The organism is Hungatella sp. SL.1.14 (genome assembly GCF_024460495.1).
Classification (GTDB): Bacteria; Bacillota; Clostridia; order Lachnospirales; family Lachnospiraceae; genus Hungatella; species Hungatella hathewayi.
Map to the genome: position 1 here is coordinate 185,128 of NZ_JANFYJ010000003.1, position 13,279 is coordinate 198,406.

The window sequence follows — 13,279 nt, forward strand, 5'->3', positions numbered from 1 at the left end:
GAGGGCCGCTTTATGCAGAAAACAATCAGATCCGATATGATCCGTTCCAACGTGATATTGATACTGCTTGTTACAGTCTGTTTAAGCGGTCTTCATCTTTATCAGATCTACCGATATACGATCCTGCAGAATCAGGAAGAGATCATAAAAATGTCGGAACAGGCCAGGAACAGCTTAAATAATATGTTAAATCAGCTGGACGTGCTGCAGTACCAGATTGTGGACAGTCTGACCCAATCCGAGGAATATGATCGAATCCGTCCGGTCTGGACAAAAGAGGGGATTGACTTTTTCAAAAACACGGAGAACCAGTTTCAGACGTTTCGCAGGGCCGTTCCTTTTGTCACCAATATCTACTGGCTGGATAATTATGACCGGCTTTATACAACGGATTCTAATGTGAGCCGGGAACATTTCTATGGAAACAGCAGGATATCCCTTTTGGAAGAGAGCGGTGGTGATGACTGCTATGTGCCGCCCTCTGTACCGGAATACCAACTGGTTCCCGATTCGGATGAGGTATTTTCCTATCTGAAAAATGTCTACCGTCTGAGACAGGGAAAGGAGCGCAGAGGCGTTCTTCAGATTGATATGCGGGCATCTTATATGGAAGAAATATTAAAGATGATTAATTTAGACCGATACTGTCTGGCCTATGTGACGGCCGGAGACGAAACTATATTCTGGTTTCCGGACCGCTCTTTTATTGGAGAAAAAACGGACCGCATTGTTTATAAGAATTTTGGCTTTGGCGATATGGATTCCGGTTACCATCTGGTCTATCCGTTAAATAACGGCTGGAATCTCCAGGTCAGATACAGCAACGCGTTTGCCTTAAAAAGCTTAAAGGACAATCTGACCTCCTCCATCATTCTTTTGCTGATTATCATGCCGGTATCGGTTTGGAGTGTATATAAGTATGCAGGCTATTTAACCGGGCCGCTGCAGAAGCTGACGGGAAGAATGAAGCGGCTGGAATCAGGGGAACTGGTGGAGATTCACACCATCAGCCAGTTTGAAGAGATACGTATTCTGGAACAGGGATATAATTCCATGATCTCAAAAATGGATGATATGATGACAAAGATGACTGAGATCAGAACCGAAAACATCAATGCAAAACTCCTGGCGCTTCAGGCTCAGATTAATCCCCATTTTCTGGCTAATTCCTTTGAACTGATCCGGGGGCTTGCTATTCGGGAACATAATGGAGATATAGAAAGCATTGCGGAAGCCCTGGGGATGATGTACCGGTATATTTTAAGTGACGGTAAGGAGAAAGTGACGCTGGAGGAAGAACTGACCTATGTGAAAAACTACATCCGGATACAGGAATATCGTTTTCAGCGGTCTATTCAGGTGCTTTATAACATCGACCCGCGTTCCAGGGAATGCAGAATGGCCCGCCTGCTGATTCAGCCTCTGGTAGAAAACGCCTTTATCCATGGCCTTGAACTGAAAAATGGATTAAAATGGATTATGATTACCTGTTCGGTAAACGGCGAGACGCTTTACGTAGAAGTGAAGGACAACGGGCTGGGAATCGAGGCGGAACGGCTGAAAGAGCTTTCCGGGGATATCATGGATTTTGCCACGAAGGAAATTGGAACGGAGAAAAGTGGGAGGGGAAGTGGGAAAAGCATTGGTCTAAAGAATGTGAATAAGCGGCTTTTCTTAAGCTACGGAGCATCCGGCTGCTTACAAATCATAAGTGAACCGGGGAAAGGAACCAGTGTGTCTTTCCGCATTGAGATAGAAAAGGAGGAAGGAGATGGGGGATTTTAAAGCCGTACTCGTGGATGATGAGGAGAATGTCCGCTATTTGCTGGCAGATTTATTAGAATCGTTTCATCTGGGGATTGAAGTGACGGGGCAGGCAGGAGATGGGGAGGAAGCATTAAAGCTTTGCAGAAGTTTAAAACCTGATCTTGTTATATCGGATATCAAGATGCCCGGATTGGACGGGATTCATATGCTGGAGGCAGTAAAAAAGATCAGTCCCGAAATTATCTGTGTTTTTGTCAGTGCCTATACGGATTTTGAATACGCGAAGGCAGCCATTGCCAATGGAGCCAGAGGCTATATCTTAAAGCCTGTGGAACCGGAGGAGATGTATCAGCTTCTAAAGACGGTGAAGGCGGAATGGATGCAGAGCCAGAAGCATCGCAAAAAGGTACAGCTGATGGAGACGGAGATACGGAAGCTGAAGGCAGAGCACTTAACGGATGATATGCCTGTGGATTCTAACGGATGCAGCCGGGTGATCCGTAAGGCGCTCAATTACATGGAGGACCATTACCACGAGGATATTTCCTTAGAATCCATCAGTGAGGTGGTGTTTCTCAATAAAAACTATTTTTCAGAGCTGTTTAAGAAAGAGACTGGGAAATCATTTGTCCAGTATCTTACGGAATACCGTCTGGAAAAGGCGAAGCTTCTGCTGGCGATCAGTGGTTTTAAAGGGAGTGAAGTGGCAGATATGACGGGATTTCAGAATAACAGCTATTTTATTTCAGTGTTCAAGAAATATGTGGGCTGTACACCGAAGGAGTACAGCGAATCTCTGCATCAGGCAGAAAAGGAGGATAAATAGATGGACTGCATGATCAAATCACCCTTTTGGGACCGGTATTTAAAGCTTGTCAGGGAGCAGCTGATTCCCTACCAATGGGGGATTTTAACGGACCGGATCCCATGCGAAACGGAAAGTCACGCGGTGAGAAACTTTCAGATAGCTGCAGGCGTGAAAGAAGGGGAATTTTCCGGTTTTGTTTTTCAGGACAGTGATCTGTATAAATGGATTGAAGCGGTGGGAGATATCCTGCAGTACGGAAGAGATGAAGATCTGGAACAAAAGGCGGATGAAATTATTGGCTATATTGTATCGGCCCAGCAGGAAGACGGTTACTTAAATACCTATTATCAATTGAAGGAACCTGACCGGAAATGGACCAATCTGTTGGAGTGCCATGAACTTTACTGTGCAGGCCATCTCATAGAGGCCGCTGTGGCCTATCACAAAGGGACCGGTAAAGACGGTCTCCTCAAGGCGGCCTGCCGGCTGGCCGACTGTGTTGACAGGACATTTGGCCCGGAGGAGGGGAAACTCCACGGCTATCCGGGACATCAGGAGATCGAACTGGCGCTGTTAAAGCTGTACGATGTTACAGGCGAAGAACGGTATTTGAACTTGTCTTCCTATTTTCTGGAAGCGCGTGGAAACAACCGGTTTTTCGAGGAAGAGTTTGAGCGGAGGGGACGGATAAGCCACTGGACCAGAGGCCAGGTAGATGAACCTAACCGGGAATACAATCAGTATCCCTATGCGTATTATAATCAGTTCCATGCTCCGGTGCGGCAGCAGAAGAAAGCGGTTGGCCATGCCGTAAGAGCCGTTTATATGTATGCAGCCATGGCGCGCATGGCGGGCTGCTGCCGTGATGAGAAGCTTCTCGATACCTGCAGGGAACTCTGGAAAAATATAACCGGAACACAGATGTATATAACCGGAAGCATCGGTTCGACACCGTCCGGGGAAGCATTTACCAGGGCGTATGATCTGCCTAACGACACGAATTACAGTGAGACATGCGCCTCGGTGGGGCTGATTCGTTTTGCTATGGAGATGCTTCTTAACGAAGCGGATTCAAGTTATGCGGATGTGATTGAGAAGGCTCTTTATAATGCGGTGCTTTCAGGGATGTCACTGGATGGCAGACACTTTTTTTATGTCAACCCGTTGGAGGCCGTGCCAGAGGTCTGCGAAGCTAATCCTGAGCGGCATCATGTAAAAACCGTACGTCAGGCCTGGTATGCCTGTGCCTGCTGTCCGCCCAATATTGCCCGGACAATAGCGGATTTACAGAGCCTGATTTATTCTGTAGACGGAGAACGGTTTTATGTTCATCAATATATTGGAAGTAAACGGGAGGTGACGCTGCCATCCGGAACCTTCCGATTGATACAGGAGTCAGAACTCCCGTGGAAGGGCAGATCTGTTTTTCGATTTGAAAGCGAGAACCCGGTATCCGGAGAGCTTGCTTTGCGGATTCCGCAGTGGTGCGTCCGCTATTCTCTGACCATGAATCAGCATAGTGTGACGGACTTCTCTGTGGAGAGAGGATATCTGGTGGTAAAACGGGAATGGAAGGATGGGGATGTTCTGGAATGGATTCTGGAAATGGAGCCTTCTTTTTGTCAGGCAGATCGGCGGATATTCTATGATGCGGGCAAAGCAGCCTTAATCCGGGGACCTCTGGTTTACTGTCTGGAAGAGGCCGATAACGGACCGTATCTTCATGAATGCCGGGTGGATGTACAGGGAGAACCGGAACTTTACTGGGAAGAAACATTGGGCGGTTATTATGGAATAACAGTTCCTGGAGTGCGTTACAGCGGCAGAAGGCAGGAATGCTTATATGAGAAGGCTTTCGTGGAAAAACAGGCGGTGAAACTAAAGGCAGTTCCCTATTTTCTGTGGAATAACAGGGGGGAAGGAGAGATGATTACCTGGATCGACATCATGTAGAATAGCAGTCAGGGGCTGTACCAAGCGGTACAGCCCCTCCTTCCACTTATCTGATCGGCCCTGCTACGAACTGATCGCCTGCTTTTTTACCTGGGCAATTGCCTTTGCCACAGGCGGCAGGCTGAAGACGATAACAGTTGCGATTGCCTCCGGTACGATGTAGGTCGCATTATAACCGAGTGTGTAGAAAAACGGATTCATGCCTTCCGGTGCATAAGCGGCAAAGAATATGTAGCCGGATAACACATGACAGATATAACGGCCGAAGATGCCCACGAGGTAGCCGATAATCAGGCCGTGCTTTTTCGAACTGAAGAATCCGGCCAGTCCCAGTCCGGCGAATGCCAGCGGATAGTCGAGAAGCACCTGAAGCGGGGCGTAGATATACGGTTCTACGATGAACTGCAGGATGCCGTAGGCCAGGCCGGTGATCAGTCCGGTTCTGGCTCCATAGATGTAGCCGATCAGGCAGATGAACATCATGGAAAATAATGTGATGGAACCGCCGAAGGGCAGGGACGCCACTTTGATGAAGGAAGTCACGACTGCAAGAGCCATGGCGGCGGAACAGTAAACGAGCTGTTTCGTCTGCATCTGCTGCGTCTTAAGCGATGCTTTACCCAGTCTGTAGATGACAAACAGCAGCGCGGCCAGTAATACGATAAGCAGGCCATAACCGGCGGGCTTCAGTATATACTCTTCGCTGTCCGCCGCATAGGTTAAGAAAAATGACATAAAAAAATCCTCCTTTGTTTGCACACAGGAGGGGACTACTTTTCATGAAGTATGGATCATACTGCTTCCTTACGCCGGCATTATCCGGTTCAAGTAGTGAGGGTCATGTAAATAATACCATTCTCAGCCAAACGGCTCCCCTAGCGTGTCTTTTTCTGTTTTCTTTTCCGTGTGTGAGTATATCGCAAAAACAGTACGGTGTCAAGATGATATGTGGATGAATAGAAGTTCCAATTCTGCGCATGATAAGGGAAAGATTAGAAATGCATGACGGATTTGGAGGTTATTCTATGACAGGCTTTATCATAGCATTGATTTCAGGAGCGCTGATGAGCATCCAGGGAGTTTTGAATACTGGGGTTACGAAGCAGACCAGCATATGGGTATCTGCCGGCTGGGTGCAGCTTACTGCATTTATCACCTGTGTTGTCATCTGGTACTTTTCAGGAAGGGAAAATATTTCGGGGATTCTCCAGGTGGAGCCGAAATACATGCTTCTGGGCGGAATTATCGGCGCCTTTATCACATATACCGTAGTGCGCAGTATGGGGTCACTGGGGCCTGCGAAGGCGGCGCTTATCATCGTTATATCCCAGATCATCGTGGCATACGGAATCGAACTGTTTGGACTGTTCGGTGTGGAAAAAGCCGGATTTGAATGGAAAAAGCTGATTGGCGCGGTGGTAGCTGTGATCGGTATTATCATATTTAATTAACAAAGTTACGCAGAAAAACCGTCCGGCACCTCTGGCTGTCAGACGGTTTTTCTGCTGTCCGCGGGCTTCTGCTCAAAAAACTCCGATATGCCCGTCCCGCCCTCTGGCGTGTGCTACTGTCCCGTGCCTCTTCCTGCCCGGCGGAACCTTTCTCTTAAACTTGGAAATAGTGCTTGTATTTACTGGTATCTTTTTGTAGAATAGTATCATAGGCTGAAGATGGTATCCATTCCCTGAGAAAAGAGGAGGGATATCATGAAATATAGATATCAGGCAGTAAAAACGGCTGTCATACTCATATGCGTGTTGGCTGCATGCATATGCTGCAGCTGTGATGGACGACAGGGCGGATGGGAATCCGGAGAACTGTCGGTTTTGAGCGGCTCCGGTGACACAGAGATGAGCCGGGGAGAAGAGATGCCGGAGGAAAAAAGCGAGCCGGATGATAAAGGATCCGGTGAGGCATCAGAGACGTCAGAAGTATTACAGACTCCGGTTTCTGAAAGTACAACGGCAGCGGTCTGCTACGTACATATCTGCGGGGAAGTCCTTTTGCCGGGCGTCTATGAGATGGAAGAGGGAAGCAGAATTTTCCAGGTTGTGGAGCGGGCCGGCGGATTTACGGAACGCGCGGCACAGCAGTATTTGAACATGGCACAGATTGTCAGTGACGGCATGAAGATTGTGGTTCCGGATGGAGAATCCATGGAAGGGGCGGAACGCTACGGGATTGATTCCGTCAGCGGAAGCGGCAGCATGGGCGGCGGCGTTATGGTACCGGGCACGGCCGCAGCCGGATCCGGAAGTGAGCCGGGCGGCAGCGCGGCAAAAGAGAAAGTGAATTTGAATACGGCCACCAGGGAAGAACTGATGACCTTAAAGGGGATCGGAGAAGCAAAAGCCGATGATATCATCGCTTATCGGGAAAGCCATGGCGGGTTTCAGAAGATTGAGGATATCAAGAAGATATCCGGTATTAAGAATGCAGCATTTGAAAAGATTAAAGATGACATAACAGTGTGAGTGGAAGACAGAGGTGTGACATGGCTCGTATTTTAGTAGTGGATGATGAGAAACTGATTGTGAAGGGAATCCGGTTCAGTCTGGAGCAGGACAACATGGAGGTGGACTGCGCCTATGACGGAGAGGAAGCCATCAATTTAGCAAAGCAGAAGGAGTATGATGTGGTGCTTCTCGATGTGATGCTGCCGAAGTTTGACGGTTACGAGGTCTGCCAGGCCATACGGGAGTTTTCCGAGATGCCGATTATCATGCTGACGGCAAAGGGCAACGACATGGATAAGATTCTGGGGCTGGAATACGGCGCCGATGACTATATTACGAAACCGTTTAATATCCTGGAAGTTAAGGCCAGAATTAAGGCAATTATGCGTCGGAATACGAAGAAGAACAGGCGGGAGAGCCGGGCCGGGTCCAATGTGGTGACTTCCGGCGATTTAAAGCTGGACCGGGACAGCAGGCGTGTATTTATCGGCGAAAAAGAGATCAATTTAACAGCAAAGGAATTCGATCTGCTGGAGCTTCTGGCCTGTAATCCGAATAAGGTTTACAGCCGGGAACAGCTGCTTACGTATGTGTGGGGGAACAAGGCCATGGATTCCGGTGATGTCAGAACCGTGGATGTCCATGTCAGACGTCTTCGTGAGAAGATAGAGCCGAGCCCCAGCGATCCAAAATATGTTCATACGAAATGGGGGGTCGGATACTATTTCCGCGCCCAGTCATAGAGGAGACGATGGAAGAGGAGGATATCTGCGGGTCTGACGCCGCAGATTCCGCCTTTTCTTTTATCTGCCGGCAGTCGCCAAATGGACGCGCCAGCGCGTCCGGCTCGTTGCCAGCGGGAATAAAACAGTGATAAAAACGAATGATAAGAAGGGATCAGACAGATGGATTACACGATCAGAAACGTTAAAATAGAAGACTTAGATCAGGTGACAGAAGTGGAAGCGCTGTGTTTTCCGGCAGCGGAGGCAGCGGTGGAAGCGTCCTTTCGGCAGCGGATCGAGACATTTCCGGACAGCTTTTTTGTAGCAGAGGATGAGAACGGCAGAATCATCGGCTTTATTAACGGCTGTGTGACTGATGAGAGAACCATCCGGGATGAGATGTTCGAGGACAGCGGGCTCCACCGCCCGGAGGGGCTGTATCAGAGTGTTTTCGGACTCGATGTGATACCGGAGTTCCGGAGGCAGGGGGTCGCGGCGGATCTGATGAACCGCTTGATGCAGGAGGCGAAAGCGCAGGGGAAAAAGGGGATGATTCTGACCTGTAAGGACCGTCTGATCCATTACTATGAGAAATTCGGCTATCGGAATCTGGGGCTGTCGGCATCGGTTCACGGCGGGGCTGTCTGGTATGATATGCTCCTGGAATTTTAGGGAACGGAGCCGTTTTGCCTTTGAGGTTCAGGAGAGTGCGGCAGTTGGAAAGGATGGAGTTTTGCGATGAAGAAGAGTCCACAGGGGGAGAGATGGAGACGTCTTGACAATACGGCGAAAATATTTCCTGTCATTGCCAATGAGCATTTAAGTAATGTATACAGAATATCGGCAACACTAAAGGAAGAGGTGGTTCCGGGAACGCTTCAGCGGGCGCTGGAGGAGATACTGCCTCAGTTTGAAGGCTTTGCCGTGAGACTGAGACGCGGGTTTTTCTGGTATTATTTTGAGTCGAATAAACGGATGCCTGTTATTGAGCGGGAAACTGCGTATCCATGTAAATATATCGATCCGCGAACCAGTCCATACTATCTGTTCCGGGTCAGCTATTATGAGAAACGGATCAATCTGGAGGTATTTCATGCGGTAACGGATGGGCTGGGGGCAGTCAACTTTCTGAAAGCACTGGTTTACCGGTATCTGGATTTAACCCGCGACGGCAGGACCGGTCATCCGGCTCCGCAGAAGATATCCTCTGATGTATCCATGAACGTGGAAGACAGCTACGTACGCAATTATAAAGAGGTTGCCCGCAGAAAATACAGCACCAGGAAGGCGTTTCACATAAGCGGAGAACCGCTGCCCCTCGATGAGGAAAGCGTGCTGCACGGTTATGTAAATCTGGCAGAGTTAAAAAAGGTCGGAAAGTCTTACGGCGTAAGCATCACAAAATTTCTTGCCGCCGCCCTGATCTGGGCCATTTATCAGGAATATGAAGAAGCGGGGACCGGGGACCGGTCGATCGGGATCAGTCTGCCCATTAATCTGCGGGCATTTTTCGATTCCGAGACCATGGCCAACTTCTTTGCGGTTACGCTGCTGGAATTTCTGGCAGATGGGAAAGAGCATGAGTTTTCCGAAGCAGTGGAGGCAGTAAGCCGCCAGATGGATGAGAATATTACGAGGGAAAAGCTGGAGGAGACGATCTCCTATAATGTTTCCAATGAAAAGAAATGGTATTTGAGAATCGCTCCGCTCTTCATGAAATGGGGTGCCCTGAATGTGATTTTCCGCAGAAACGACCGGGCATATACCATGACGCTTTCCAATATTGGTCCGATTAAAGTAGAAGAAGAGTATGAGGCTGAGATTGAGCGGTTCCATCTCATGATCGGTGTCTCAAAGCGTCAGCCCATGAAGTGTGCCGTGTGCGCGTACGGCGAGCATGTGGTGGTTACCTTCACCTCGGTATTTCAGGATACGAGACTGCAGGACCGCTTTTTCGGCTTTTTAAAAGAACTGGGAGTCTCTGTGGAGACGGAGAGCAACGGTGTGCCGGATTCCCGTGACGACAAGGCAATGTACCCAAGGATCCAGTACGATCCGAAACGGTGGAAGGAAGTAGTCAACACCTTTTACGGCATCCTTTTTGCCGTGGCCGCCATACTGGGAGTGGTCAATTTTGCCACATACTCAGGATCCATGTGGTCAGTCATCGCCATCGGCTGTATCATCTATGTGGCGCTGACATTACGATACTCCATCATGCGGCATGCGAATCTGGCATCCAAAGTTGTGATACAGACCATTGCGGCGGAGGTGCTTCTGGTGATGATCGATCATGTGACGGGGTATACAGGCTGGTCAGTCAATTTCGGCATACCGAGTACCCTGCTGTTTGCAGACCTTGCGGTGGTATTTTTGATTATCGTAAACCGTTTGAACTGGCAGAGTTATTTTATGTATCAGATTGCCATCACGATCTTCAGCTTTATTCCCGTCATTCTGTGGGCGGCCGGGCTGGTGACACGTCCGCTGATGACACTCGTAACCGTGGTGGTCACGGTTCTGATTCTATTTGTCACCATTAAGTGGGGTGACAGAAGTGTGAAGACGGAATTGAAGCGGAGATTTCATCTGTAAAGCGGGATGGAATGACGGCAGGGCGCAGGCAGATGGAACAGAATGGCGGAGCCGCAGACGGCTGGAAAGAAAGGGAAAACAGATGAGAGATAAACGAGTGAGTGTCCGCGGTAATCTTGTGCGCGACATGATGCAGAACGTGATGGAGACTTCCTTAAAGCAGCCCATACAGAGCGGTGAACTGAGAAAAAATCCGGTGGAGCCGGCGTGGATCTGTCCGGCCGGTTATGAGTACGAAATTGTGGAAACGGAGCAGTTTCCGATGGAATACTTACGTCCGGAGGGGATCTTTACGGGACGTGTGATTCTGCAGCTGCATGGAGGCGGTTACATCGGCCCCATGAAGAATATTTACCGGAAATTCGCAGTCCGGTATTCCAAGCTGAGTTTTGGCGGAGATGTGCTCACGATTGATTACCGGGTGGCTCCGGAGTATCCGTATCCGGCGGCCCTGGAGGATGCAGTCTATGCGTATAAGTGGCTGATTCAGGAAAAGGAGTACGAGCCGGACCATATCATCATAGCGGGAGATTCCGCAGGCGGCGGGCTGGCTCTGGCTCTCGTCATGTATCTGCGGGATCACAGGCTTGCCATGCCGGGAGGTATTATTACCATGTCGCCCTGGACTGATTTGACCAACAGCGGCGCCAGCTACACGGATAATTATGAGACGGATCCCCTTTTCGGGAACTCCACCGACAACATGCTTTTTCATTCCTCCTATATCGGAGAGGCTGATCCGAAGGAGCCGTATCTGTCGCCGCTGTTTGGGGATTATCACGGGTTTCCGCCGGTGCTCATGCAGGTGGGAAGCTATGAGGTGCTGCTAAGCGATACCCTGGAGGTGGCGGAGAAACTGAAGCGGGCGGGAGTGCGCCGCCGTTTATCTGTCTACGAAGGGATGTTTCATGTCTTCCAGATGGGGATGGACTTAATTCCGGAGAGCCGGGAAGCCTGGGAGGAAGTAGAAGAATTTTTGCGGATTACCTGCGGAATCAGCCGGAAACCGGATGGAAAAGTGGTAAAAAGGGTCAAGACGCGGCGAAAGAAAACCGCAGCCCAGGTGGCAGGCCGGGTGCTGGAATCGATGAAGAAGAACCTGCCGGTAAGATAAGAGGAATTTACATGAAGATAACGCTCATAACCGTTGGAAAAATAAAAGAGAAATTTTACACTGCTGCGATTGAAGAATACAGCAAGCGGCTGAGCCGGTACTGTAAACTGGAGATTATCCAGGTGGCAGACGAAAAGACACCGGATCATGCCGGAGAGGCGCTGGAAACTCAGATCAGGGAGAAGGAGGGAGAACGGATTCTGGCCGGCATCAGGGAGGGCGCCTATGTGATCGCTCTGGCCATTGAGGGAAAGATGCTGGATTCCGTGGAACTGTCAGAAAAGATTGCCGCTCTGGGCGTGTCGGGCACGAGCCAGATTATCTTTATCATAGGAGGCTCCTTAGGGCTCTCAAAACAGGTCCTCGACCGGGCGGATTATCTGCTGAGTTTTTCCAGGATGACGTTTCCGCACCAGCTGATGCGGGTGATTCTGCTGGAACAGATCTACAGAGGGTACCGGATTATGAATGGGCAGGCGTACCATAAATAGCCAGGTTAAAATAGCGTGGAAAAAGAATACGTTTCACTTATAAAGACGGCGGAACTCATATGACATTGTGTCATAAGGGCTCCGCCGCTGCTGTTTAATTTGTGATGGTCAGAGGTAAATCTGCTGCAGGGACACTTTTTCTTTAGATCCGGCGCACGACATAATCGAGAACCTGTACCCAGACTCCCTTATTCTGCCTCCAGACCTCAGGAAACTCTGCGAATGGGACAGGGCAGGGCGTTTTCCCGACTTCCAGTGTTACTCCGGGGACTGCTCCGCTTCTGGACTGCATCCAGTCTTTGAAGCCACCTTTGCCGTCACTGTTATCCATCCGGTAACCGGTCATTACCGAGACTGCTTCCGCCAGCGTATTGGAAGCCAGCTCCGCCCCATTGCTGCTCGTAGTCCAGTAGATGACCTGGCCCTGGGAATGGTAGCTCACGGTGACGGCCCACGGATACTGGTCCACCAGTGTTCTCAGTGCCTGGCTTTCCGGTTCCGAGAAGGGAGCAGGGCCTTTATAGCTGGCAGAGGATGGCTCAGTCAGCTTCGTGGCCAGTTCATCCCAGCCATATGGAAAATTATAATTTAAGTCTACGCCGGCGGCATTCGCCTTCCACTTAGTCAGATAAGTTTCGAAGGAATCCGCGGTTCTTTTTAAAGTTACATCCCGTGTATAGCAGTCCCGGATACCCTGCTTTAAGCTGTCCGAGCGTATGGCATCAATTCCAAACTGGCTTAAGATTACGCCGTCTGGATTCGTCATGGGGACGAAATGGATGGCTACTTTCTTAAGCATATCCTTTACAGACTTGTAGTTATAGTGCCCGGTATCGTAAAAGGCCAGGGCATACTCCAGCTGGCTCATCATCACAAGAGGCGTCATATACTCCCTGGCATGGATGGCGCCCTGCATGAGGATCTGTGATTTCGCCTCCGGATTGCCAAGGATGATATCATAAATATTCCTTCCGTCCAGAGAAGTACCGATGACATTGACGGTAATCTTATCTCCGTAGGTATTCTTGAGAGACTGGATATCGGCTTCCATCTGCTCGTACGAGTACTTATCTGCCGGCTTTACAATGGGGTTCGGAACCTCCTGATCCAGAAAATCATTGAGGCCGACTGCAGCTTTAATACCAGGCCCTACGGCATTGGCCTCTGCATAGGTGGGGGCCCCGTAACTGACCATTTCCCCATAACCGGCATTTCCTAAAATTAGTATGCCGCTTAATACGGCACAAACCATTCGTTTCATATTCGTTCCTCTTTCTGCCTCCTGCTCAACAGTTGATTGTCCGGCTTTTAAATCCATATGCTTTTAATCTACTACAAATAACGGATTCATTCAAATAAAGTTTTCTTAC

The 13,279-nt window shown here is 49.5% G+C and carries 12 protein-coding genes and 1 riboswitch; of the genes, 10 read left to right on the forward strand and 2 right to left on the reverse strand.

Annotated elements, in window-relative coordinates:
* Window positions 1-12: 12 nt before the first annotated feature.
* The 3 genes from NE473_RS04765 to NE473_RS04775 are packed head-to-tail and all read left to right on the forward strand — an operon-like array spanning window position 13 to window position 4,528.
* The gene (locus NE473_RS04765) at window positions 13-1,785 is read left to right on the forward strand and encodes a sensor histidine kinase (RefSeq protein WP_055649332.1); all 1,773 of its coding nucleotides are present in this window, start codon (window positions 13-15) and stop codon (window positions 1,783-1,785) included.
* Window positions 1,772-2,593, forward strand: a complete 822-nt coding sequence (locus NE473_RS04770; RefSeq protein ID WP_006774309.1) for a response regulator transcription factor — start codon at window positions 1,772-1,774, stop codon at window positions 2,591-2,593. The genes NE473_RS04765 and NE473_RS04770 overlap by 14 nt, the downstream gene beginning before the upstream one ends.
* Window positions 2,594-4,528 carry a glycoside hydrolase family 127 protein gene (locus NE473_RS04775; protein WP_055649333.1) on the forward strand — a complete coding sequence of 645 codons (1,935 nt, stop codon included), beginning with the start codon at window positions 2,594-2,596 and terminating at the stop codon, window positions 4,526-4,528. It abuts the gene before it with no gap.
* A gap of 63 nt (window positions 4,529-4,591) precedes the next feature.
* On the opposite strand, the gene thiT is transcribed toward NE473_RS04775, so the two are convergent.
* Complete coding sequence (gene thiT, locus NE473_RS04780; protein WP_055649334.1) at window positions 4,592-5,263, reverse strand: energy-coupled thiamine transporter ThiT; 672 nt, start codon at window positions 5,261-5,263, stop codon at window positions 4,592-4,594.
* Between the two features lie 49 nt (window positions 5,264-5,312).
* Window positions 5,313-5,415: riboswitch (TPP riboswitch) on the reverse strand.
* A 138-nt stretch (window positions 5,416-5,553) separates the two neighbouring features.
* Here thiT and NE473_RS04785 point away from each other — a divergent pair.
* From NE473_RS04785 to rlmH, 7 genes are all read left to right on the forward strand, one after another.
* Window positions 5,554-5,979, forward strand: coding sequence for a DMT family transporter (locus tag NE473_RS04785; RefSeq protein ID WP_022033606.1), 426 nt, complete (start codon window positions 5,554-5,556; stop codon window positions 5,977-5,979).
* A 255-nt stretch (window positions 5,980-6,234) separates the two neighbouring features.
* The gene (locus tag NE473_RS04790; protein WP_055649335.1) at window positions 6,235-7,002 is read left to right on the forward strand and encodes a helix-hairpin-helix domain-containing protein; all 768 of its coding nucleotides are present in this window, start codon (window positions 6,235-6,237) and stop codon (window positions 7,000-7,002) included.
* 20 nt (window positions 7,003-7,022) lie between these two features.
* Window positions 7,023-7,727 carry a response regulator transcription factor gene (locus NE473_RS04795; RefSeq protein ID WP_006774316.1) on the forward strand — a complete coding sequence of 235 codons (705 nt, stop codon included), beginning with the start codon at window positions 7,023-7,025 and terminating at the stop codon, window positions 7,725-7,727.
* Between the two features lie 162 nt (window positions 7,728-7,889).
* A complete protein-coding gene (locus NE473_RS04800; RefSeq protein WP_256265168.1) occupies window positions 7,890-8,381 on the forward strand; it encodes a GNAT family N-acetyltransferase in 492 nt (163 codons plus the stop codon).
* A gap of 66 nt (window positions 8,382-8,447) precedes the next feature.
* Complete coding sequence (locus NE473_RS04805; RefSeq protein WP_006774318.1) at window positions 8,448-10,304, forward strand: DUF6320 domain-containing protein; 1,857 nt, start codon at window positions 8,448-8,450, stop codon at window positions 10,302-10,304.
* Between the two features lie 82 nt (window positions 10,305-10,386).
* Window positions 10,387-11,418: an alpha/beta hydrolase gene (locus NE473_RS04810; protein WP_022033603.1), complete on the forward strand. Its 1,032-nt coding sequence runs from the start codon at window positions 10,387-10,389 to the stop codon at window positions 11,416-11,418.
* An 11-nt stretch (window positions 11,419-11,429) separates the two neighbouring features.
* Window positions 11,430-11,909, forward strand: coding sequence for a 23S rRNA (pseudouridine(1915)-N(3))-methyltransferase RlmH (gene rlmH / locus NE473_RS04815; protein WP_006776113.1), 480 nt, complete (start codon window positions 11,430-11,432; stop codon window positions 11,907-11,909).
* 142 nt (window positions 11,910-12,051) lie between these two features.
* Here rlmH and NE473_RS04820 read toward each other — a convergent pair whose 3' ends face one another.
* On the reverse strand, window positions 12,052-13,170 hold the full coding sequence (locus NE473_RS04820; RefSeq protein ID WP_055649337.1) for a M14 family zinc carboxypeptidase: 1,119 nt from the start codon (window positions 13,168-13,170) through the stop codon (window positions 12,052-12,054).
* Window positions 13,171-13,279 lie beyond the last annotated feature (109 nt).